This window comes from Luteimonas colneyensis, from assembly GCF_014836665.1.
GTDB classification, from domain to species: domain Bacteria; phylum Pseudomonadota; class Gammaproteobacteria; order Xanthomonadales; family Xanthomonadaceae; genus Luteimonas; species Luteimonas colneyensis.
Map to the genome: position 1 here is coordinate 289,693 of NZ_JACSQJ010000003.1, position 23,510 is coordinate 313,202.

Annotated in this window: 18 protein-coding genes; 7 read left to right on the forward strand and 11 right to left on the reverse strand. The window is 73.3% G+C overall.

The genetic code is table 11. The annotated features are described in order from the left end of the window. Positions 1-22 precede the first annotated feature (22 nt). From purL to xerD, 3 genes are all read right to left on the reverse strand, one after another. Entirely contained in the window at positions 23-4,018 is a 3,996-nt protein-coding gene (gene purL / locus H9645_RS08270; protein WP_191729217.1) for a phosphoribosylformylglycinamidine synthase, read from the reverse strand. Between the two features lie 43 nt (positions 4,019-4,061). After that, on the reverse strand, positions 4,062-4,922 hold the full coding sequence (locus H9645_RS08275; protein ID WP_191729218.1) for a DsbC family protein: 861 nt from the start codon (positions 4,920-4,922) through the stop codon (positions 4,062-4,064). Between the two features lie 108 nt (positions 4,923-5,030). Next, positions 5,031-6,005, reverse strand: a complete 975-nt coding sequence (gene xerD, locus H9645_RS08280; protein WP_318240513.1) for a site-specific tyrosine recombinase XerD — start codon at positions 6,003-6,005, stop codon at positions 5,031-5,033. 41 nt (positions 6,006-6,046) lie between these two features. On the opposite strand from xerD, the gene H9645_RS08285 reads away from it, so the two are divergent. Further along, positions 6,047-6,544, forward strand: coding sequence for an RDD family protein (locus H9645_RS08285; protein WP_191729220.1), 498 nt, complete (start codon positions 6,047-6,049; stop codon positions 6,542-6,544). A gap of 5 nt (positions 6,545-6,549) precedes the next feature. Beyond that, positions 6,550-7,233 (forward strand): DsbA family oxidoreductase, encoded by a 684-nt coding sequence (locus H9645_RS08290; protein ID WP_191729221.1) that lies wholly within the window; start codon positions 6,550-6,552, stop codon positions 7,231-7,233. Between the two features lie 14 nt (positions 7,234-7,247). Here the strand turns inward: H9645_RS08290 and H9645_RS08295 are convergent, their stop codons facing one another. After that, positions 7,248-9,923 (reverse strand): DUF2339 domain-containing protein, encoded by a 2,676-nt coding sequence (locus tag H9645_RS08295; RefSeq protein ID WP_191729222.1) that lies wholly within the window; start codon positions 9,921-9,923, stop codon positions 7,248-7,250. Between the two features lie 155 nt (positions 9,924-10,078). Next, a complete protein-coding gene (gene gap, locus H9645_RS08300; RefSeq protein WP_191729223.1) occupies positions 10,079-11,083 on the reverse strand; it encodes a type I glyceraldehyde-3-phosphate dehydrogenase in 1,005 nt (334 codons plus the stop codon). Positions 11,084-11,250: 167 nt separating this feature from the next. On the opposite strand from gap, the gene H9645_RS08305 reads away from it, so the two are divergent. From H9645_RS08305 to H9645_RS08325, 5 genes are all read left to right on the forward strand, one after another. Beyond that, complete coding sequence (locus H9645_RS08305) at positions 11,251-11,877, forward strand: OmpW/AlkL family protein (protein WP_191729224.1); 627 nt, start codon at positions 11,251-11,253, stop codon at positions 11,875-11,877. 65 nt (positions 11,878-11,942) lie between these two features. After that, positions 11,943-12,758, forward strand: a complete 816-nt coding sequence (locus H9645_RS08310; RefSeq protein ID WP_191729225.1) for a S1/P1 nuclease — start codon at positions 11,943-11,945, stop codon at positions 12,756-12,758. 89 nt (positions 12,759-12,847) lie between these two features. Further along, positions 12,848-13,642 (forward strand): molybdate ABC transporter substrate-binding protein, encoded by a 795-nt coding sequence (gene modA / locus H9645_RS08315; RefSeq protein ID WP_191729226.1) that lies wholly within the window; start codon positions 12,848-12,850, stop codon positions 13,640-13,642. A 27-nt stretch (positions 13,643-13,669) separates the two neighbouring features. Further along, positions 13,670-14,374 carry a molybdate ABC transporter permease subunit gene (gene modB / locus H9645_RS08320; protein WP_191729227.1) on the forward strand — a complete coding sequence of 235 codons (705 nt, stop codon included), beginning with the start codon at positions 13,670-13,672 and terminating at the stop codon, positions 14,372-14,374. 58 nt (positions 14,375-14,432) lie between these two features. Next, positions 14,433-15,053, forward strand: coding sequence for an ATP-binding cassette domain-containing protein (locus tag H9645_RS08325; protein WP_191729228.1), 621 nt, complete (start codon positions 14,433-14,435; stop codon positions 15,051-15,053). 80 nt (positions 15,054-15,133) lie between these two features. On the opposite strand, the gene H9645_RS08330 is transcribed toward H9645_RS08325, so the two are convergent. From H9645_RS08330 to H9645_RS08355, 6 genes are all read right to left on the reverse strand, one after another. Continuing rightward, entirely contained in the window at positions 15,134-16,600 is a 1,467-nt protein-coding gene (locus H9645_RS08330) for a TonB family protein (RefSeq protein ID WP_191729229.1), read from the reverse strand. Beyond that, positions 16,587-16,958: a BlaI/MecI/CopY family transcriptional regulator gene (locus H9645_RS08335; protein ID WP_191729230.1), complete on the reverse strand. Its 372-nt coding sequence runs from the start codon at positions 16,956-16,958 to the stop codon at positions 16,587-16,589. Before H9645_RS08335 ends, H9645_RS08330 begins: the two co-directional genes overlap by 14 nt. A 271-nt stretch (positions 16,959-17,229) precedes the next feature. After that, entirely contained in the window at positions 17,230-18,333 is a 1,104-nt protein-coding gene (locus H9645_RS08340) for a PLP-dependent cysteine synthase family protein (RefSeq protein ID WP_191729231.1), read from the reverse strand. A 23-nt stretch (positions 18,334-18,356) separates the two neighbouring features. Beyond that, positions 18,357-20,345: a transketolase gene (tkt, locus tag H9645_RS08345; RefSeq protein WP_191729232.1), complete on the reverse strand. Its 1,989-nt coding sequence runs from the start codon at positions 20,343-20,345 to the stop codon at positions 18,357-18,359. 78 nt (positions 20,346-20,423) lie between these two features. Further along, entirely contained in the window at positions 20,424-21,758 is a 1,335-nt protein-coding gene (locus H9645_RS08350) for a dicarboxylate/amino acid:cation symporter (RefSeq protein WP_191729233.1), read from the reverse strand. Between the two features lie 58 nt (positions 21,759-21,816). Next, complete coding sequence (locus H9645_RS08355) at positions 21,817-23,508, reverse strand: BatD family protein (RefSeq protein WP_191729234.1); 1,692 nt, start codon at positions 23,506-23,508, stop codon at positions 21,817-21,819. Positions 23,509-23,510: the final 2 nt, after the last annotated feature.

Consider the following 23,510-nt stretch of genomic DNA (forward strand, 5'->3'; position numbering starts at 1 on the left):
CAGCGAGGCGATCAGGCGGGGCTCAGCCGACCGCGGCGCGGGCGTTCCTGAACATGCGCAGCCAGGGCGAGCCCTGCGGCCAGCTGGCCGGCGCCCAGCTGAAGTTCGCGCTCGCGAGCGTGCGCTCCGGATGCGGCATCAGCAGGGTCACGCGGCCGTCGTCGCTGGTGAGCCCGGCCACGGCGTCGTCGGAGCCGTTGGGGTTGGCCGGATAGCCGGTGGCCGGAGCACCATCGCCCCCGACATAGCGCAGCGCCACGCGCGCGGCGGCGCGGTCGGCGTCACCGGCGAACTCCGCGCGGCCCTCGCCGTGCGAGACCACCACCGGGATCCGCGAGCCGGCCATGCCGCGCAGGAACAGCGACGGCGAATCCACCACCTCGAGCATCGACAGGCGGGCCTCGAACTGCTCGCTGCGGTTGCGCAGGAACTTCGGCCAGTGCGCCGCGCCCGGCACGATGTCCTTCAGCTGCGAGAGCATCTGGCAGCCGTTGCACACGCCCAGGGCGAAGCTGTCGCCGCGGGCGAAGAAGCGCTCGAACATGGCGCGCAGCGCTTCGCGCTCCAGGATCGAGGTCGCCCAGCCGCGGCCGGCGCCCAGCACGTCGCCGTAGCTGAAGCCGCCGCAGGCGGCGAAGCCGGCGTAGCCGTCCAGCGTGGCGCGGCCTTCGACCAGGTCGCTCATGTGCACGTCGACGGCCTCGAAGCCGGCGAGCGTGAACGCCGCGGCCATCTCCACCTGGCCGTTGACGCCCTGCTCGCGCAGCACCGCCACGCGCGGCGCGGCGCCGGTGTTCACGTAGGGCGCGGCCACGTCCTCGGCGGGATCGAAGGCCAGCGCGGGCTGCAGGCCGGGCGCGTCGAAGCGCGAGGCCGCGGCGCGCTCGGCGTCGGCGCAGTCGGGGTTGTCGCGCTGGCGCTGCATGGCGTGGCTCACCGACCACCAGGCGCCGAACAGGTCTTCCCACGCCCACTCGGCCAGGACCTCGCCCTCGGCCAGCACGCGCACCGAGGATGCGGTGGTCGGGCGCGCGATGCGCTGGGCGCACTCCACCAGCCCATGGCGCGCGACCAGGTCGGCGAACTCCACGCGGTCCTCGACCGCGATCTGCACCACCGCGCCCAGCTCCTCGTTGAACAGGGTGCGGAACACGTTCTCGGTGCGGTCGTCGCCCCAGGCGTCCAGGTCGATGTCCAGGCCCACGCGCGAGCAGAACGCCATCTCGCACAGGCTGGCGAAGACGCCGCCGTCGGAGCGGTCGTGGTAGGCCAGCAGCAGGCCGGCCTGGCGCGCCTCGCAGACCAGCTCGAAGAAGGCGCGCAGGCGCTGCGGATCGTCGAGGTCCGGGCAGGCGCCGCCGAAGGCGCCGTGCACCTGCGACAGGATCGAGCCGCCCAGGCGCTGCTTGCCCGCGCCCAGGCCGATCAGCCACAGCTCGGTGCCCGGCTGGCGCGCGAGCAGCGGCGTCAGCTGCGCGCGCACGTCGGCCACAGGCGCGAAGGCGCTGACCACCAGCGACACCGGCGAGACCGACTTCTGCGCCCCTTCGGCGTCCTGCCACTGCGCCTGCATCGACAGCGAGTCCTTGCCCACGGGAATCGACAGCTCGATCTCCGGGCACAGCTCCATGCCGACCGCATGCACGGCGTCGTACAGGCGCGCGTCCTCGCCCGGATGGCCGGCCGCGGCCATCCAGTTGGCCGAGAGCTTGGTGCGCGCCAGCGATTCCACCGGCGCGGCGCAGAGGTTGGTGATCGCCTCGCCCACGGCCATGCGCGCGCTGGCGGCGGCGTCGATCAGCGCCAGCGGGGTGCGCTCGCCGATCGCCATCGCCTCGCCGGCGTGGCCGTGCAAGTCCGCGAGGGTGATCGCGCAGTCGGCCACCGGCAGCTGCCAGGGGCCGACCATCTGGTCGCGCGCGGTCAGGCCGCCGACGCTGCGGTCGCCGATCGTGACCAGGAACTGCTTGGACGCGACGGTGGGATGCGACAGCACGCGCAGCCCGGTCTCGTGCAGGGCCGCGCCGGCGCCGGCGCCGGCGGCGAGCGCCACCACGTCGAGCTGCGGCCAGCGGTTCGGGGCCAGGCGCGCGGTATCGCGGTGCATCTTCGGCGGCTTGCCGAAGATCACGTCCATGGGAAGGTCGATCGGCAGCGCGGCGGCACCGGCGTCATGCGGCTGCCGCTCGAGGCCCAGCGCATCCGCGGACGGTGCCAGCACGCCATGGCCGACCACCAGCCGCTCCTCCGCGGTCGCTACGCCGACCACCGCGAACGGGCAGCGCTCGCGCCGGCACAGCGCGGCGAACCCGGCGATGTCGGCGGCCGCGATGCCGAGCACGTAGCGCTCCTGCGACTCGTTGCACCACAGCTGCATCGGCGACAGCGAGGGATCGTCGCTGGGCACGCGGCCGAGGTCGATCACGCCGCCGACGCCGGAGTCGTGCAGCAGCTCGGGAATGGCATTGGACAGGCCGCCGGCGCCGACGTCGTGGCACCACTTGATCGGGTTGCCGTCCTCGCCCAGGGCCGCGCAGCGGTCGAGGACCTCCTGGCAGCGGCGCTCCATCTCGGGGTTGTCGCGCTGCACGCTGGCGAAGTCGAGGTCCTCGGCGCTCTCGCCGGAGGCCACCGAGCTTGCCGCGCCGCCACCCAGGCCGATCAGCATCGCGGGACCGCCGAGCACGACCACCGCGTCGCCCGGCGACAGCCGGCGCTTGGCCACCTGGTCGCGGTCGATCGCGCCCAGGCCGCCGGCGAGCATGATCGGCTTGTCGTAGGCGCGCACCAGGCCGTCGGCTTCCGGCAGCTCGAAGCTGCGGAAGTAGCCGGCGAGGTTGGGGCGGCCGAACTCGTTGTTGAACGCCGCCGCGCCCAGCGGGCCGTCGGTCATGATCTCGAGCGCCGGCGCCATGCGCGGGTTCAGCGCGCGCGGCTGCTCCCAGGGCTGCGGCAGCGCCGGGATGCGCAGGTGCGAGACGCTGAAGCCGACCAGGCCGGCCTTGGGCTTGCCGCCGCGGCCGGTGGCGCCCTCGTCGCGGATCTCGCCGCCAGCGCCGGTAGAGGCCCCCGCGAACGGCGAGATCGCCGTCGGGTGGTTGTGGGTCTCGACCTTGATGCAGAAGGCGCTGTCGCGCAGGCCTTCGGCGCGGTACACGGCCGTGGCCGGGTCGGGCCGGAAACGCTGCGACGGATAGCCCTCCACCACCGCGGCGTTGTCGCTGTAGGCCGAAAGCGTGTGCTCCGGCGTCTGCGCATGCGTATGCCGGATCATCCGGAACAGCGACTGCGGGCCGCCGGCGGGCGCGCGCATGTCCTCGCCGTCGATGGTCCAGGAGGCATTGAAGATCTTGTGCCGGCAGTGCTCGGAGTTGGCCTGCGCGAACATCATCAGTTCGACGTCGTGCGGGTCGCGGCCGAGCGCGCCGTAGCGCTCGCGCAGGTAGGCGATCTCGTCGTCGGCCAGCGCCAGGCCGAGGCGGCCGTTCGCCTCTTCCAGCGCGGCCAGCGGGACCACCTCGACTTCGCCGCGCGCGGGCGCGGTGAACAGCGCCGAGGCGCCGGCGTGCGAGGCCAGCAGCGACTGGGTCATCGGATCGTGCAGGACGCGTTCGACCGCGGCGGCGACCGCGGCATCGGACGGCCAGCCGGCAACGTCGATGCGGGTGCCGCGTTCCACGCGCTTCACCGGCACGCCGGCGCCGCGCAGCAGCTCGCCGGCCTTGCTGGCCCAGGGCGACAGCGTGCCCAGGCGCGGCGAGACGTAGCGGCTGGTGGCGCCGGGCGCGGCGGCTTCGACGGCGTCCGAGGCCTGGAGGATGCGGTGCAGGACCGCCGGGTCGGGCGTGGCGCCGGCCTCGGCGGCGATCCAGTAGACATGCCAGGCACCGGTGATGCGGATGCCGGGATCGATGGCTTGCAGGCGGGCCTGGAGGCGTTCGCGCCGGAACGGCGACAGGGCGGGCAGGCCCTCGAGGACGATCATGTCCGGATTCGACCGTGGAAACGGGCCCGCCATTGTAGCGAAGCCGGGCGGCCGCGCGCGGCGCGGGCGGGAAGGCTCAGCGGCTGCCCGCGGCGCCGTCGGCCTGCGGCACGGCGGCGCCAGCCGGGGCGGCTTCGGCCGGAGCGGCGTCGGCGGCCAGCTCGTCCAGCGCCGCGCGCAGGTCGGCCGGCGGCATGTAGCCCGGCATCTGCACGCCGGCGGCGGTCACGATCATCGGCGTGCCGGTCAGGCCGACGCGGCGGCCGATGTCGTAGTGGCGCGCCACCGGGTTGGTGCAGTTGGCCGACTGGACCTTGCGGCCTTCCTTGGCGGCGGTCAGCGCCGCGCCGCGGTCGGCCGCGCACCAGACCGAGACCATCTTGGCGAAGTCCTCGCTGGCCGGGCCCATGCGCGGGAAGGCCAGGTACTCGATCGCGATGCCGAGGCGGTTGTACTCGGCGATGTCCTGGTGAAGCTTCTGGCAGTAGCCGCACTCGACGTCGGTGAACACGCTCACCGTGTGCACCGGGTTTTCCGGCGCGAACACGATGCGCTCCGAGGCCGGGATCGTGGCCAGCAGCCTGCGGCGCACCTCGGCCATGCCGGCCTGGCTGAGGTCCTTCTTCTCGACCACGTCGTACAGCGCGCCCTGCAGCAGGTAGCGGCCGTCGTCGCTGATGTAGACCACCTGGCCACCAACCACCGCCTCGCGGAAGCCCGGCAGCGGCGCCGGGCCGACGTGGTCGACCTCGATGCGCGGATTGATCGACTGCAGCGCCTGGATCGCGCGCTCGTCCACCGAACCCTCGGCGGCCGTGGCCAGGCCCTGGGACGGCGCGGGCGCGGCCGCGGTGCCAACGCCGGCGGCGCTGTCGGGGGCCTGGGCGCAGGCGGTGAGGCTGACGGCGCAGAGCAGCAGGGGAAGCAGGGACTTCATTCGCGGTCTCGATCCGGGGGCGGCACCGGGCGACGGCGCCAAAGGCCGCATTCTCGCACGGGGCCCCGTCGCGGGACCGGCCGCCGCCGCGGAGCGTTGCGCGGGCTTTCAGGCACGCGGGTGGTGGCGCGCATGCAGCCGCTTGAGCTGCTCGCGCGCGACCAGGGTGTAGATCTGGGTCGTCGACAGCGAGCTGTGGCCCAGCAGCATCTGCAGCGAGCGCAGGTCCGCACCGTGGTTGAGCAGGTGGGTGGCGAAGCTGTGGCGCAGGCCGTGGGGGCTGACCTTGCCGGGATCGATGCCGGCCGCGGCGGCGTGGCGCTTGACCGTGGACCAGAACGCCTGCCGCGACAGCGGCCGGCGCCGCGCGTCGATGAACAGCGGCACCTCGCCGCGCGCGTCGAGCGGCACCGGCCTGCCGCCCGCCAGCGCCGGAAGCGCCTGGGCGAGATAGCGCTCGAGCCAGGCGCGCGCCTCCTCGCCCAGCGGCACCAGCCGGTCGCGGCCGCCCTTGCCGGTGACGCGCAGCACGCCCTGGCGCAGGTTCACGCCGTTGGCCGGGAGGTCCACCAGCTCGCTCACGCGCAGCCCGCAGCCGTACATCAGCTCGAGCATGGCGCGGTCGCGCAGCCCATCGGCGGCGTCGACGACGGGCGCCTCGAGCAGCCGCTCGACCTCGCGCTCCGACAGCGCCTTCGGCAGCAGCCGCGGCAGCCGCGGCGGCTCCAGCAGCGCGGTCGGATCGTCCGCGCGCAGGCCCTGGCGCAGGCGCCAGCCGTAGAAGGCACGCAATGCCGACAGCAGGCGCGCGTTGCTGCGCGGCGACCAGCCCTCGCGGCTGCGCCAGGCCAGGTAGTCGAACAGGCCGGCGCGGTCCGCGTCGGCGATGTCGCCGCGATCGCGCCAGCGCGCGAATCCCTGCAGGTCGCGGCGATAGCCGTCCAGGGTCTGCCGTCCGGCGCCGGACTCGGACCACCAGGCATCGATGAAGCCATCGATCGCGCGGGCGTCTGCATCGCGCAGCGGCGGCAGCGCGTGCACGCGTGCGCGGAGCTCGGCGGGCGTGGTCGCGGTCATCGCCACCAGCTTAGCGGCGCGCGCCGCGCGGCGGCTATCCTGTGGCGATGCACGCGAACGCCCCGCACGACACTCCCGAGCCGGTCGCCGGCAGCACCCGCGCCGGCGCCCACGTCGGCAAGCGCCTGCTGGCGATGCTGTACGACCTGCTGCCGGTGCTGTCGCTGTGGTTCCTGCTCGGCTTCCTGTTCACGCTGGGCTACACCCTGGCCGGCCACGCGCCGCGCGAGAACATCGCGCCCTGGAGCCCGCTGCAGTGGCTGCTGTGGCTGTGCTGCTGGCTGGTCACCGGCGCCTACGCGACGGTCAGCTGGCGCCGCGGCGGCCAGACCCTGGGCCTGCGGCCATGGCGCCTGCGCGTGGTGTCCGCCGACGGCGCGGCCCTGGCGTGGCCGGCGCTGTGGCGACGCTACGCCGTGGCCACGCTGTCGCTGGCGGCCGGCGGCCTGGGCTTCTGGTGGGCCTGGATCGACCGCGACCGCCTGACCTGGCACGACCGCGCCGCGGGGACGCGCATGATCCACGAGCCGAAGAACAGGAGCTGAGCCGCGTGCGCATCGACATCTGGTCGGACCTGGTCTGCCCCTGGTGCTGGATCGGCAAGCACCGCCTCCGGCGCGCGCTTGAACTGCTGGGCGACGCCGCGCCGCCGGTCGAGATCCACTGGCACCCCTTCCTGCTCGACCCCGGGGCCGACGCGACGCCGGTTCCGCTGCGCGAAGCCTATGCTGCGAAGTTCGGCGGCGCCGGGCGCGCCGGCGAGATCCTCGCGCAGACCCAGGACACGGCGCGCGCCGAGGGCCTGCCGATGGACTTCGACCGCGGCCAGGTCCGCGTGACCACCCTGCCCGGCCACCGCCTGATGTGGCTGGCCGCGCGCGAGGGGGACGCCGATGCCGTGGGCGAGGCCCTGTTCCGCGCCCACTTCGCCGAGGGCCGCAACCTGGCCGATCCGGAGGTGCTGGCCGCGGCGGGCGCCGAAGGCGGACTCGACGCGGCGCGGGTGCGCGCGATGCTCGATTCCGACGAGGGCCTGGCCGAAGTGCGCGCCGCGCTCGGCCGCGCGCAGGCGATGGGCATCCGCGCGGTGCCGACCTTCGTCATCGACGGCCGCCAGGGCATCCAGGGCGCGCATCCGCCCGAGGCCCTGGCCGACGTGCTGCGCGAACTGGCGCCGCCGCGTCCGGCCGAAGACGGAGCCGCCGCCTGCGGGCCCGACGGCTGCGACGCCTGAGCCCGCCGGGCGAATCAGGACCTCTCCGCCACCGTCCCGTCCGCGCCATCGCCCTCCGCATCGCCCTCGTCTGCCGACCGCGGCGGCGCGGGGGCGAACCAGCCCACGGCCGTGCATAGCAGGCCGTAGGCGATGAAGGACCCGATGCCGAGCAGGTCGCCCAGGTGGCGGCGGTCGAACAGCACCAGCTTGGCCAGCACCACCCCCATCAGCACCGCACCCGCGAGCCACAGCGCGCGCTGGCCGCGGCGCGAGCCGCTGATCCAGCCGGCCACGCCCAGCACGCTCCAGACCAGGGTCAGCGCGGTCTGCGCGAGGCTGGTCGACCACATCGATTCGCCCCAGGCCACCCCGCCCCAGTGGTGCACGCCGCGCAGGGTGACGCAGGTGACCAGCATGAAGCCCGCGGCCGCAAGCAGCGCCACCCGCCGGCGCCCGAACTCCGCCGGCGCATCCGCCGACCAGAGCCAGCGCCCGAACAGCGCCAGCGCCGCCAGCTGGGCGAGCTCCAGGGGATTGAGCAGCGGCAGCCAGGGCAGCGGCGCGCTGGCCCCGGCATCGCGCAGCGCCAGCAGCCAGCCAAACCCCACCACGCCCAGCACCAGCGCCGACAGCGGCGCGCGGGCCGCGTCGAAGGCGGCCCCCAGCGGCGGCCGCAGCCAGCGCCAGCGGAACAGCTGCAATGCGAGCAGGGCCAGCCAGGGCAGGGCCGGCAGCGCCCGCCTCCAGCCACCGCCCAGCCCAAGGACGCGCGCAAGCTCCAGCGCCGAGAGCGACAGCACCAGCGGCCACAGCAGCCACCAGGCCGACTGCGCCCAGAGCGCGGGCAGGCCGCCGTCGCGGCGCAGGCAGGCCAGGCTGCGCCAGCCGAGGACGGCGAACAGCAGCCAGGCCGCGGCGCCCCAGCCGGCCAGCGGCTGCCCGCGGGCGTCGACCTGCGCAAGCGCCAGCGGCGCGGCGAGCGCGAAGGCGCCCAGCACCGTCAGCACCAGCGCCGGTGCCGCACGCCGGCGCTGCGCCTGCGCCGCCAGCAGCGCGGTCAGGGCCAGCGCCGCGACCAGCGCGTCCGGACGCTGCGCGGCGGACAAATGCTCCACCACCTCGCCCAGCACCGCACCGGCCCACCAGGCCAGGCCCCAGCCGTAGGACAGCAGGGCGGCGCCGTCCCGGCCGGCCGCGCGCAGCCACCAGGCGCTGGCGAATCCGGCCACCGCCACCAGCAGCGCACCCGCGAACACGGGATTGAGCAGCGGACGCGGATCCGCGGGCAGGCTGGCGAGGCCGATGAAGAAGGCCAGCGCGGCCGCCAGCTGCAGGGCCGCGCCGCTCCAGCGCGGCAGCCGGCGCCCGGTGCGCAGCCCCAGCCAGACCAGGCCTGCGCCCTCGACGGCGAACACCGCCGCCGTGGCCCGCGCCGACAGTGCCAGCGGCACCGCCAGGGTCGCGAAGCCGGCGGCCAGCAGCGTGTAGGCCTCCGCGAGCACCGCATGCGGGCCGCGGCGCTGCCACCAGGCCAGCGCGGCGTAGACGGCCGCCAGCACCAGCGCACAGCCCGCCAGCGCCCTACCATCGCCTTCGAGCAGGCCCGCCTGCAGCACGAACGCGACCAGCGGCGTGCCGAACAGCAGGCAGCCGTCGACCACGTCGCGCCGCCCCGGCGCCCGCCGGCGCGCATACAGCACGGGCAGCAGCAGGTAGAAGGCGAAGAACAGCAGCAGGAAGGGCTGGGTGCTTGCGAACTTCGAAGGCGCGTAGGCCAGCACGCCCCAGGCCACGCCGATGCCCCAGGTGAAGGCCCAGCCCAGCAGGTTGAGTTCGCGCCAGGCCCGCAGCCAGGCGATGGCGAAGATCGCCGCGTTGAGCAGCGCGTAGTACGAGAACAGCACCACGTGGTTGCCGCTGCCGGTGGACAGCCAGATCGGCGCCATGAAACCGGCGAGGATGCCGAGCACCGCCAGGGTGCGGGAATCCTGCAGCACCGCAAGCAAGCCCAGCGCCGCCACCAGGGCGACGCTGGCGGCAAAGGCCGGGCCCGCCGGCATCAGGCCGTGCAGCTTGAACGCCGCGAACACCACCAGCAGCAGCACGCCGATCGCCCCGCCCTGCACCGCCAGCGCGAAGCTGCGGTGGCTCTCGCGCTGGCGCCAGGCGAAGGCCAGCGCCGCCAATGCCGCCGCGGCGATGCTCGCCAGGCGCAGGCTCATGGGCACCGCCAGCCAGCCCTGGTCGCTGGCGTACTTGAGCAGCGCGGCCACGCCGGCCAGCAGCACCAGCACGCCGACCTTCACCGGGACGTTGCCCTCGGTGAACCAGCGGCGCAGCCGGCTGGCGATTCGCCCGAACGGATCCGGCCCTGCCGGCGCCCGCCGCGCGGCGGCGGGAATCGGCTCGACGCGTGGCGGCCGTTGTGGCTGCGGCGGTGGCCGATGTGACGACCCCGGCTGGACCGGCGCCGGTGTCGGTGACCGCTGCGTTTGCGCGACGTCCGCTTGCGCGGCCGGCCCCCGGGCCTGCTGCGCACCCATACCGGGCGCCGCCGCCGGCGCGTCCGTCCGCGCTCCGGCCCGCGCCATCGCGCGTTCCAGCTCCGCGACGCGCCGCTTGAGGTTGCCCACGGCGACCAGCACCACGACCAGCAGCACCGGCACCGCCAGCACCGCCAGCGCTCCCAGCAGGAGGATCGATTCCATCGGCGCGAATCCTTCGCCGCTCCCCGCGGCCCAGAGCGCACCTTAGCCGCGCCGGTGCCGCCGGTGCACGGCTGGCACCGGTTTCCGACCCTTCCCCCGGAAACAGGAAGCCCCGCGCGCGGCGGGGCTCCAGGGAGTCGAACCGGTGGCGCGCCTTACTTCGCGGCCACGACCCTGGCGAGCTCCAGGCACTTGTTGGAGTAGCCCCACTCGTTGTCGTACCAGGCCACCAGCTTGACGAAGGTGTCATCCAGCTGGATACCGGCCTCGGCGTCAAAGATCGAGGTGCGCGCGTCGCCGCGGAAGTCGGTGGCGACCACCTTGTCCTCGGTGTAGCCGAGGATTCCCTTCAGCGCACCTTCCGACTGCGCCTTCATCTCGGCGCAGATCTCGGCGTAGCTGGCGCCCTTCTCGAGCTCGACGGTCAGGTCGACCACCGAGACGTCGGAGGTCGGGATACGGAAGCTCATGCCGGTCAGCTTGCCGTTGAGCTCCGGGATCACCTTGCCCACGGCCTTCGCGGCGCCGGTGGACGAGGGGATGATGTTCTCGAGGATGCCGCGGCCGCCGCGCCAGTCCTTGTTGGACGGACCGTCGACGGTCTTCTGGGTGGCGGTGGCGGCGTGCACGGTGGTCATCAGGCCGCGCTTGATGCCCCACTTGTCGTTGAGCACCTTGGCCACCGGCGCCAGGCAGTTGGTGGTGCAGGACGCGTTGGAGACGATGGCCTCGCCGGCGTACTTGTCGTGGTTCACGCCGTACACGAACATCGGCGTGTCGTCCTTCGACGGCGCCGACAGGATCACCTTCTTCGCGCCGGCATCGAGGTGCTTCTGCGCGGTGGCCTTGTCGAGGAACAGGCCGGTGGACTCGATCACCACGTCGGCACCGACCTCGTCCCACTTCAGGTTGGCCGGGTCGCGCTCCTGGGTCAGCCGGATGCGCTTGCCGTTCACCACCAGCGTGCTGCCGTCGACCTCGACGGTGCCGTCGAAGCGGCCGTGCACGGAGTCGTACTTCAGCATGTAGGCCAGGTAGTCCGGCTCCAGCAGGTCGTTGATGGCCACGATCTCGATGTCGTTGCCGAAATTCGCCACCGCCGAACGCAGGACGTTGCGCCCGATGCGGCCGAAACCGTTGATGCCAACCTTGATCGCCATGGAATGCTGACTCCGTCACGCCGCGTCGCCGCGGCAGGGTGGGTGGGACACGCAGAACGCGCATTTTAGCAGTCCCGGCAGGGCGGGGCCCGACTTGATCGCCGTCAATGCGCCGCGGTACGGCGCCCCGCAGGATGGCGCCACTCCCACACCAAGAAGGCACGCACATGCCCCGCAAGACCCTGCCGTTGCTCGCCCTGGCCCTCGCCGGCGTCCTCGCCGCCCCCGCCGCCCTCGCCCAGTCCGCCGGCGACTGGACGGTCGCGATCGGCGCCCACCAGGTGAACCCGGATTCCGACAACGGCGCCCTCGCCGGCGGCACCCTGCCGCTGGACATCGGCTCCAGCACCCGCCCGACGATCGCGTTCGAATACTTCCTGCGCGACAACCTCGGCCTGGAAGTGCTGGCCGCCCTGCCCTTCCAGCACGACATCAACATCGACGGCCTCGGCCGCGTGGGCAGCACCAAGCACCTGCCGCCGACCATCAGCCTGCAGTACCACTTCAACAGCGCGGGCAAGGTTTCGCCGCTGCTGGGCGTGGGCCTGAACTACACGACCTTCTTCAGCGAGGACACCCGCGGCGCGCTCGCCGGCTCGGACCTGGAGCTGGACGACTCGTTCGGCCTGGCGCTGCACGCCGGCCTCGACTTCAAGGTCGGAGAGAAGGGCGCGATCCGCGTCGACGTGCGCTGGATGGACATCGACAGCGACGTGAAGCTCGACGGCGCGGCGCTGGGAACCGCGGAGATCGACCCGCTGGTCTATGGCGCCGCCTACGTCATGCGCTTCTGATCCACACGGCGACGCCGGGCGCGTGCGGCTAGAATCGCCGCATGCGCCCCTACCGTGACCGCCCGATGACCCGATTCCTCCCCGTCCTCGCCCTCGCCTGCGCGTTCGTCGCCGGCGACGCCTCCGCCTGGAGCGCGAAGGGCCACCGCATCGTGGCCCACATCGCCGACGCCGGCCTCAGTCCGGCCGCCCGCGTGGAAGTCGAGCGCCTGCTTGCCGGCGAAGCCGACCCGACCCTGGCCGGCGTGGCCACCTGGGCCGACGAGCTGCGCGACAACGAGCCCGAGCTGGGCAAGCGCTCGGCGAAGTGGCACTACATCAATTTCGACGGCCGCTGCGGCTTCGAACCCCCGCGCGACTGCAAGGGCGACAACTGCGTCGTCACCCAGACCAACCGGCTGTACCGCATCCTCGCCGACACCCGCCGCGATCCCGCGGAGCGCACCATGGCGCTGAAGTTCCTGGTGCATTTCGTCGGCGACCTGCACCAGCCGATGCACGCCAGCCCGCGCGACGACAAGGGCGGCAACGACTACCAGGTCAACCTGGGCGGCGAAGGCAGCAACCTGCACCGCATCTGGGACGGCACCATCATCGAGCGCCGCGACCTGTCCGCGGAGGACCACGCCGAGGCCCTGCTGGAACACCTGCCGTCGTCCGACCCGACCCTGCAGTCCGACCGCCCGGTGCTGGAGTGGGCGCTCGAATCCTGCCGGCTGGTGGAAGACGGCAAGGCCTACCCGGCCGAGGGCGTGCACGTGATCGACGAGGCCTTCCTCGACGAACGCCTGCCGCTGGCCGAACAGCGCCTGCGCGACGCCGGACTGCGCCTGGCGCAGCTGCTCAACCACGCGCTGGCGCCGCCGACCCGGGCGCCGTGACCCGGGCTGCGCCTGCAGTCGAGCCCCCCCGCCCCGCCGGCGCCCGCACGCGGCACCACGGCGGGCGCCGCCAGCCGCGGACGCCATCGATGCCGGACGTCCTCCGCGCCCTCGCCACGCTCTGCGCCCTGCTGCTCGCGTCCGCGGCCGCGCTGGCCGCGCCCGGCGCCGCGCGCGCCGCGGATGCGCCGCTGACCGTGTTCGCCGCCGCCAGCCTGAAGGAATCGATGGACGAGGCCGCGGCCGCGTACCAGGCCGGGACCGGCCAGGCCGTGCGGGTGTCCTACGCGGCCAGCTCCGCGCTGGCGCGGCAGATCGAACAGGGCGCGCCGGCCGACGTCTTCGTATCCGCCGACCTCGACTGGATGGACAGGCTGCAGGCACAGGGCCTGGTCGATGCGGCGACGCGCAGCGAACTCCTCGGCAACACCCTTGTGCTGATCGCGCCCGCGGCGTCCAAGGCGAAGCCGCTCGCGCTGCGGGAGGGCCTGGACCTGCGCCCGCTGCTCGGCGAGCGCGGGCGGATCGCGCTGGGCATGGTCGACAGCGTGCCGGCGGGCAAGTACGCGAAGGCCGGCTTCGAATCGCTGGGCATGTGGTCGGCGCTCGAGCCCCGCGTGGCCGGCGTGGAGAACGTGCGCGCGGCGCTGATGCTGGTCGCGCGCGGCGAGGCGCCGCTGGGCGTGGTCTACGCCAGCGACGCCCGGGCGGAACCGCGCGTGCGCGTGCTGGCGACATTCCCCGCGGACTCGCATCCGCAGATCGTGTATCCCGCGGCGCGGGTGGCCGCGAGCCGGCATCCGCACGCGGCCGGCTTCGTCGCCTGGCTGCAGCGGCCCGGGGCGCGCGCGATCTTCCTGCGCCACGGCTTCAGCCTCCGCTGAGGCAGGCGACGCGAGCCCCCGCCGCACATGCCCGACTTCAGTCCCGCCGAATTCGCCGCGATCACGCTCAGCCTGAAGGTGGCCTGCGTGGCGGCGCTGGCGAGCCTGCCGGCCGGCATCGCCGTGGCCTGGGTGCTGGCGCGCCGGCGCTTCCCGGGCAAGGCGCTGCTCGACGCACTGGTGCACCTGCCGCTGGTGGTGCCGCCGGTGGTGGTGGGCTATGCGCTGCTGGTGAGCTTCGGCAGCCAGGGCGCGATCGGCGCGTTCCTGGCGGAGCACGTCGGCCTCACCTTCGCGTTCCGCTGGACCGGCGCGGCGCTGGCCAGCGCGATCATGGGCTTCCCGCTGATGGTGCGCGCGATCCGGCTGTCGATCGAGGCCGTCGACCATCGCCTGGAGCAGGCCGCCGCCACCCTCGGCGCCAGCCCCTGGCGCGTCTTCGCCACCGTTACCCTGCCGCTGGCCTGGCCCGGCATCGTGGCCGGCGGCGTGCTCGCGTTCGCCAAGGCCCTGGGCGAGTTCGGCGCCACCATCACCTTCGTGTCGAACATCCCCGGCGAGACGCAGACGCTGTCGTCGGCGATCTACGAACTGATGCAGGTGCCCGGCGGCGAGACCGGGATCTGGCGCCTGGCGCTGGTGGCGGTGCTGATCTCGCTGCTGGCGCTGCTGGCCTCGGAGTGGCTGGTGCGCAGGCAGCACGGCCGCCGCGACGAGGGGGACGAGGCGTGAAGCGCGGGCAATCCCGCATGGCCGGCGCGGCGATCACGGCGGACGCGGAGCCCGCGGCATGCTGAGCCTGGACGTCGAACTCAGGCGCGGCCGCTTCCGGCGCCACGTCCGGATCGAGGACGCGGCCCGCGTGGTCGCGCTCACCGGGCCCTCGGGCGCCGGCAAGACCACGGTGCTCAACGCGATCGCGGGGCTGGTGAAGCCGCGCGCGGGCCGCATCGAGGTCGACGGCCGGGTGCTGTTCGACAGCGCGCGCGGCATCGACCTGCCCGCCCATCGCCGGCGCGTGGGCTACGTCTTCCAGGACGCGCGCCTGTTCCCGCACCTCGACGTACGCGCCAACCTGCTCTACGGCCGCCACGCCGGACGCGGCGAAGGCCCGCGCTTCGGGCTCGAGCCGGTGGTGTCCCTGCTCGGCATCGAGGCCCTGCTGCGGCGCCGCACCGCCAACCTCTCCGGCGGCGAGGCGCAGCGCGTCGCCATCGGCCGCGCCCTGCTCTCGCAGCCGGCGATCCTGCTGTTCGACGAACCGCTGTCGGCGCTCGACCAGGCCCGGCGCGAGGAGCTGATCCCCTACCTGCAGCGCGTGCGCGACGAGGTGCGGCTGCCGATGCTCTACGTCAGTCATCGCGCCGAAGAGGTGCAGCAGCTGGCGGAGGCGACGCACCGCCTGGACTGAAGCGCGGGCCTCCCTTCGATCGCGCATCGATGCCACGGGCCGCGGCCGCCGTGGGGGGCGGCCGCGAGCCGGGCAGCCACTCAGGCGCCGCTGCCGCCTCCGGGCGCCGGGGCGACCGCCTCATCTTCCGACGACCGGAAGTCGACCGGGACGCGTACCCAGCGTTCGACGGGCCTGCCGTCTTCGGTGGCCGGATCGAACGTCCACATCCGGGCAGCCTCCACCGTCGCGGCGTCGAACACGCCGGCCGGCTCGGATCTCTCCACCACCACGTCCTTGACCGTGCCGTCGGTGCGGACGAGCAGCTTGAGGATCACGCGCCCGTCCACCTCCGCCGCGGCGGCCTCGGCCGGATACTTCGGCGGCGGCGTGCGGTTGATCGCGCTGGGACCGGAGGTGGCGGCAATCGCCGTCGGCAGGACATGGCCCGGCGCTGCGGGAGCCGGTGCCGGAGGTGCCGGAGGTGGCGGAGGTGGCGGAGGTGGCGGAGGGGCAGACGGTACCGGCGGCGCGGCCGGTGCCGTTGGCATGGGCGGCGCCGGCGGTGCCGCCGGTGCAGGGGGCGGGACCGGGGCCTTCGTCGCAGCGGACATGGCCGCTGCAACAGGTGTCGACGGTGTCGCCGGTGGCGGCGGGGCCGCCGGACGCACGGCCCAGGCGGCATAGCTGCTGCCGGCGAGCACTGCGCCCAGCACCAGGAGTCCGGTGCGGCGGCGCAGGGCGCCGGGTTGCGGCTGTTTCAACATCTGGATGCGCTCCTTCAGGGATTGGCTGGACTGCCAATGGCAGCCGACCGGCAGTCCAGGGACGGCCAGCTGCACGTTCAACATCGCGGCCGCATAGCTGCGGCGGGCATGGGGATGGCGGGCGAGCACGGTGGCGTCGCAGGCCAGCTCCTGGTCGAGGCGGAAGCGCCGCTCAGCCAGGTGCAGGACGGGGTTGAACCACTGCAGGCAGCGCAGCGCGACGGCCAGCAGGTTGGCGCGGGTGTCGCCGCGGGCGAGGTGGGCGCGCTCGTGGGCGATGACCAGGACGGCTTCCTCGCACCCGTGCCGCTGCTCGAAGGCCAGGGGCAGGACGATGCGCGGGCGCCACGCGCCGACCACCGCCGGACCTTCGACGCCGTCGCCACGCCAGTGGCCTTCGGCGTCGGGCTCGAGACGGCCCAGGGCTGCGACGAAGCGGCGCTGCTGGCCGGCGAAGCGCCAGGCCACGGCCACGGCGCCCAACAGCCAGACGGCGGCGAGCACGCTGGCCCACCCGGGTCCGTCCGCCGACGCCGCGGCCGGGGCGACCTGCTCCGGAACCACCAGCAGCGCACCCGGATGCAGGGCCGCCAGCGCCGGCGCCAGCAGCTGCCCGGCTTCCGGCCGCGGCAGCAGTGTGACCAGCAGTGCGAGCGGCACCAGCGCCCAGGCCGAATAGGCCACGCGCGCACCGAAGGCTCGACGCAGCGGACGCCGCAGCGCCAGCACCAGCAGCGCGGCCGCGCCCGTGGCCAGGCTGCCTTCCACCAGCCAGCGCAGCACGGCCTCAGCGGCGCTCATCGTCGAGCTCCTCCACCAGCCGGCGCAGCTCGTCGATATCGGCCCGGCTGAGCTTGCCGCGCTCGCTGAAGTGCGCCACCAGCGGCGCCACCCGGCCGCCGAACAGGCGATCGAGCACGCCCTCGCTCCGGTTGGCCACCCAGGCCTCGCGGGTGAGCACCGGCGAATAGAGATAGCGGCGACCGTCACGCTCGGCGCGCACCGCGCCCTTCTTCAGCAGCCGGTTGAGCAGGGTCTTGATGGTGGGCTCGGCCCAGTCGCTGTGCCCGGCCAGACGCGCGACGACGTCCTCGGAGGCCAGCGGATGCTCGGCCCAGAGCACGTCCATCACCACGGATTCGGAGTCGCTGATCGGCATATCGATTACGCCCGTAAACGCTTGAATCGATTACAGGCGTAAACGGAGGCGGTGTCAAGGGGGGTGCGGGGGCGCGCTGGTCAGGGATTGGAGCAAAGATTTGCCACGGATTGCGCGGATTTACGCGGATTTACGCGGATCTGGCCGAGGCAAGGTCGTGGCTGGAATCTTTGGGAAGAGCCTTGGCTGCCAAGCACGTGCTGATGGGGCTGGCCTTGCACGGATCCGCGTAATCCGCGTAATCCGTGGCCAGACGCTTTCAAACCAGGCTTCAGGCCTCGCCCAGCGCCTCCAGCCCCTCGATGCGCCCACCCGCGACCGCGGCTGCGATGGTGGCGTCCGTGCCGTCTATGTCGATGCCGTTGGCCGCGTACCACTCCGCCGCGTAATAGCTGTGCGCGTAGCGCTCGCCGCTGTCGCAGAGGATGGTCACGATGGAGCCGCTGCGGCCTTCATCGGCCATTCGTCGCGCGGCGTGCAGCACGCCGACGAAGTTGGTGCCGGTGGAGCCGCCGACGCGGCGGCCGAGCGTGGCGCTGACGTGGCGCATCGCCGCCAGCGCCAGGGCGTCGGGCACCTTGACCATGCCGTCGATACAGCTCGGGATGAAACTCGCCTCGACCCGCGGGCGGCCGATGCCTTCCACGCGCGAGCCGCAGGGATGGGTGAAATCGCGCCAGGGCGCGCCGGCCAGCGCCGCGCGATAGGCGGCGTGGAAGACCGATTCCTGGGGGTCGGCGCACAGCACCCGCGTGTCGTGGCGGCGGTAGCGCGCGTAGCGGCCGAGCGTCGCCGCGGTGCCGCCGGTGCCCGGGCTGCACACGATCCAGGTCGGCACCGGATGCGGCTCCTCGGCCATCTGCCGGAAGATCGATTCGGCGATGTTGTTGTTGGCGCGCCAGTCGGTCGCCCGCTCGGCGTAGGTGAACTGGTCCATGAAGTGGCCGCCGGTTTCGGCGGCGACGCGGTGCGATTCGGCGTCGAGGTCGCAGGCGCGCTCGACCAGGTGGCAGCGGCCGCCGTGGAACTCGATCGCGGCGATCTTCTCCGGCGAAGTGCTGGCCGGGATCACCGCGATGAACGGCAGGCCGAGCAGGCGCGCGAAGTAGGCCTCCGAGACCGCGGTCGATCCGCTGGAGGCCTCGACCACCGGCCGCCCCTCGCGCAGCCAGCCGTTGGCCAGCGCGTACAGGAACAGCGAGCGCGCCAGCCGGTGCTTGAGGCTGCCGGTGGGGTGGCTGGACTCGTCCTTGAGGTAGACGTCGATGCCGGGATAGCCCGGCAGCGGCATCGGGATCAGGTGGGTGTCGGCCGAGCGGTTGAAGTCGGCCTCGATGGTGTGGATGGCGCGTGCCACCCAGTCGCGCTGCGCCATGATCCCGCCTCCCCCTGCGCGCGTTACAGCGCGCGCGCGGCGTCGACCACCGCCTCGACCGTGAAGCCGAAGTGCGGGAACAGCACCTCGGCCGGGGCGCTGGCGCCGAAGCGGTCGATGCCGACCACCGCGCCGTCGAGGCCGACGTACTTCCGCCAGAAGTCGGTGATGCCGGCTTCGATGGCGACGCGCTTCCTGCAGGCGTTGGGCAGCACCGACTCGCGGTAGGCCGCGTCCTGGCGGTCGAAGACGTCGGTCGAGGGCATCGAGACCACGCGCACCTTGTCGCCGAGCTGCGCGGCGGCGTCCATCGCCAGGCCGACCTCGGAGCCGGTGGCGATCAGGATGACCTCCGGCGCACCGACGGAATCCTTCAGCACGTAGCCGCCGCGTGCGATCGCCGCGACCTGGGCGGCGTCGCGCGCCTGCGGCGCGAGGTTCTGGCGCGAGAACACCAGGCAGCCGGGGCCGTCGCGACGCTCGATCGCGGCCTTCCAGCACACCGCGGACTCGACCGCGTCGCAGGGACGCCAGACGTCGTTGCCCGGGATCGCGCGCAGGCTGGCCAGGTGCTCGATCGGCTGGTGGGTCGGGCCGTCCTCGCCCAGGCCGATGGAGTCGTGGGTGTAGACGTGGATCGCATGCGCGCCCATCAGCGCGCTCATCCGCACCGCGTTGCGGGCGTAGTCGCTGAACACCAGGAAGGTGGCGTCGTAGGGAATGAAGCCGCCGTGCAGCGCGAGGCCATTCGAGATCGCGGTCATCGCGAACTCGCGCACGCCGTAATAGACGTAGTTGGCGTCCGGGTCGTCGCCGGCCACGGACTTGCTGCCGCTCCACAGCGTGAGGTTGGAGCCGGCGAGGTCGGCCGAGCCGCCGACGAGTTCCGGCAGGTGCGGCGCGAAGGCTTCGATCGCCATCTGCGAGGCCTTGCGCGAGGCGACCTTGGGGCTGTCGGCCTGCAGCTTGGCGATGTACGCATCGGCGGCGGCGGCGAAGCCCTCGGGCAGCTCGCCGTGCGAACGGCGACTCAGCTCGGCGGCCAGCTCCGGGTGGCGCTGCGCATAGGCATCGAACAGGCGGTTCCACTGGTCCTCGCGCACGGTGCCCGCGTTGTTCGCGCGCCAGCCGCCGTAGATCGCCTCCGGGATCTCGAAGTCGCCCTGCTCCCAGCCCAGCGCCTTGCGCGTGGCGACGATCTCGTCCTTGCCCAGCGGCGCGCCGTGCGAGGACTCGCTGCCGGCCTTGGCCGGCGAGCCGAAACCGATCGTGGTGCGGCAGCAGACCAGCACCGGCCGGTCGTCGTGCTGCATCGCCTGGTCGATCGCGGCCTTGATCGCCTTCGCGTCATGGCCGTCGACGCCGCGGATCACGCGCCAGCCGTAGGCCTCGAAGCGGGCCGGGGTGTCGTCGGTGAACCAGCCCTCGACGTCGCCGTCGATCGAGATGCGGTTGTCGTCCCAGAACGCTACCAGCTTGCCCAGGCCCCAGGTCCCGGCGAGCGACGCGGCCTCATGCGAGATGCCCTCCATCAGGCAGCCGTCGCCGAGGAACACCCAGGTGCGGTGGTCGACCACGGCGAACTCGGGGCGGTTGAAGCGCTGCGCCAGCAGCTTCTCGGCCAGCGCGAAGCCGACGGCATTGGCGAAGCCCTGGCCCAGCGGCCCGGTGGTGGTCTCGACGCCGTCGGTGACGAAGTTCTCCGGGTGGCCCGGGGTGCGGAAGCCGAGCTGGCGGAAGTTCTTCAGCTGTTCGATCGGCAGGTCATAGCCGGACAGGTGCAGCAGCGCGTACTGCAGCATCGAGCCGTGGCCGTTGGAGAGCACGAAGCGGTCGCGGTTGAACCACTTCGGGTTGCCCGGGTTGTGGTTCAGGTAGTCGTTCCACAGCACTTCGGCGATGTCGGCCATGCCCATGGGCATGCCGGGATGGCCGGAGTTGGCCGCCTGGACGGCGTCCATGGCGAGGATGCGGATGGCGTTGGCGAGGTCGCGGCGGCTGGGGCTGGTCATGGTCTCGGGAGGCTGGGGACGGCGGGCGAAGCCGCCATTGTCCCATCCCCCGCCCCCCGCGTCTCCCGCGGGCCGGGTTCAGGCGGTCGTTCCGGGCGGGTCGTCCGCCAGCCCGGCCGGCGGGTCCACCTCGCCCTTCGACACGATGGCCGCGATCCCCAGGTCGCCGGTCACGTTCACCGTGGTCCGGCACATGTCGAGGAAGTGGTTCACGCCCAGGATCAGGCCGATGCCCTCCGGCGGCACGCCGACCATGGCGCAGATCAGGGCCACCACCGGCAGCGAGCCCGAGGGCACGCCGGCGGTGCCGATGCCGCCGAGGATGCACACCAGCATCACCATGAACTGCTGGCCCAGGGTCAGGTCGACGCCGAAGAACTGCGCCAGGAAGATCACGGTCACGCCCTCGAACAGCGCCGTGCCGTTCTGGTTGGCGGTGGCGCCGATGGTCAGCACGAAGCGCGAGACCTTGTTCGGCAGGCCGAGGTCCCGGTCGGCGACCTTGAGCGCGGTCGGCAGCGTGGCGTTGCTCGAGGCGGTGGAGAACGCCATCAGCATCGCCTCCTGCACGCCCTTGAAGAACTTCCAGGGCGAATAGCCGCCGACGAACTTCAGCGCCAGCGAATACGTCACCAGCATGTGCAGCGCCAGCGCGCCCACCACCACCAGCACGAAGGCGCCCAGGCGCAGCAGCAGGTCCCAGCCGAACAGCACGGCGAGGTTGAACATGAAGCAGAACACCGCCAGTGGCGCCAGGCGGATGATCAGGCCGATCAGGGTCATCGAGACCTCGAAGAGGCCCTCGATGCCGCGGCGCAGGGTGCGGATCGGCGCGGAGTCCGGGCTCATCACGATGCCGACGCCGAACATCAGCGCGAAGAACATCAGCGCCAGGATGTTGGCGTTGTTGGCGGCGGCGCCGACCACGTTCTGCGGCACGATGTCGAGCAGCATCTGCACGCCGGTGGGCTGCGCGCCGCTGTCGCGGACGATGGCCTCGGTGCGCTCGGCGCCCTCGGCCAGGAGCTGCTGCGCCAGCACCGGGTCGACGCCGACGCCGGGCTTGAACACGTTCACCATCACCAGGCCGAGCAGCACGGCGATGCCGGACAGCACCACGGTCGCGACCAGGGTCTTCCAGCCGATGCGCCCCAGCGATCGCACGTCGCCCATCTCGGACACGCCGACCACCAGCGCCGAGAACAGCAGCGGCACGATCATCATGAAGATCAGGCTGAGGAACAGCGTCGAGAACGGCTGGGTGGCGTACTGGGTCAGGGCCTGCACCCAGCCGGCGTCGCGACCGATCCCGTAGTGCACGAACAGGCCGAGCACGAGGCCGGCAACGAAGCCGATGGCGATCTTCCAGTGCAGCGGCATGCGCTGCCTGGCGGGCGCGGTCGGCTCGGTCATGCGGTGTTCCCCGGAACGGTGTGGACCGCGGAGCTTAGCAAAGCGGCGCATCCGCCCTTCAGCGGGGATAGTGCGGCGGCAGGAGCCCGTCGTCGCCGGCATCGTCGCCGTCAAGCCAGTCCGGACCGCGCATGAAGGCGGCGCGGACGGCCGCCCGCGCCTGCGCGGCGCCTGCCCCGTCCTGCCCCCAGCGCGCGCGCTGCAAGCCTGCGATGGCTTCACGCTGCGGCCCCGGTGCGAGCCGCGCCGACAGGGCGTCGAGGTCGGCGACCGGGGGCGTCGCCAGCGCGCAGAGTGCCGCCGCGACTTCGCCGAGATCACCGGTATCGAGCGCCGTGCGCAGCGCGGGCCCGTGGCTGCTGCGAGACGCGGCCTGGCCGCCCGGGCGTCGCGACGGCGTCCCGGCAACCGCGTCCGCAGCCAAGACAAGCCCCCGCTGGCGCCACTGCAGCGCCCAGGCCAGGGTGACCAGCCACAGCAGCGCGAAGGCCACGGTGGCCAGGGCCCAGCGGTGCACCGGACCCTGCACGCCCGGCAGGCGCACCCAGGGCCCGGCATCGCTCGCCAGGGAAGCGCCCGCGTCATGCGCGGCAGCGCCGCCCGCCACCGCGGCCACGTCGAGCTCGAGCGCTGGCACGGTGGCCGTCCGCGCGCGATCGGCGCCGACGTCCCACCACGCCATCGCCGGCGCCTCGATGCGCAGCGGGCCCGCACGCGCGGGCAGCACCGAGAACCGGCGCACCATGCGCACGCGCGGGCGCCCGTCCTCGATGGTTTCATCGTGCTGCGCGGGCTCGGGGAAGACCTGCGCGCCCGCGTCGGCCACCAGCATCGGGGGTTCCAGCTGTGCCGCCGTGGCGCCGTCGGCGACCAGCTCGAGCTCCACGGTGAACGCATCGCCGGCGCGCGCGGCATCCGGTGTCTGCAGCCAGCGCAGCTGCAGTCCGTGCAGCGGCAGCCACGGGCGCGGCGCGCCGTCGGGCACCGGCTGCACGTCGAGCGCTAGCGCCGGCCCTTCGGCCGACAGCGCGCGCTGGCCATCGCCGAACAGGTCGTCCAGCCAGCCGCCGACGCCGCGGCCGCGGAAGGTGGCGGGCGGCAGCGTGATCCGGCCGCTGCGCTCGGGGATCAGCAGGTAGCGCCGCTCCACCACCTGGAAGGTGCGCCCGCCCACCTCGCGCGTGTACTGCAGGTCGCTGCCGGCGCGCTGCAGTCCCGCGCCATCCACCGACGGCTGGTCGAGCTGGCCGGACAGCAGCTGCGCCGAGTAGTACAGCCTGAGCCGCAGGCCGACGGCCTGCTGCACATGGGGCGAGGGATCGTCGACCTCGGCCTCGATGAAGGCGGGGCCGCGCGCGCGCGGCTGCGCGACGCTCGCGGGAACGACGGTCAGCGTCAGCGGCGCGGTGCGTTCGCTGCCCACGCGCAGCGCGGGGATCGCCAGGCGACCCTCGCGCCCGGGCTGCAGCGCCACGGCGTACAGCGTGCGCGTCACCGGCTGGCCGTTGCGCGTCACCAGGGACTGGCGGCTGCTGCGCTGCTCGATCCGGAACTCCTGGCCCAGCGGACCGTAGTCGGGGCGGCCGCCGCCATCGGTCTCGATGTTGAGCGTGACGGTCTCGCCGAGCTCGATGCGGTCGCGATCGAGCCAGGCGCGGGCCTCGGCCGTCGCCAGCTGCGGCGCGAGGACCAGCACCAGCGCGAGCAGCCAGCAGACGATGCCGCGGGACGTGGCGGACGGATTCGGCATGG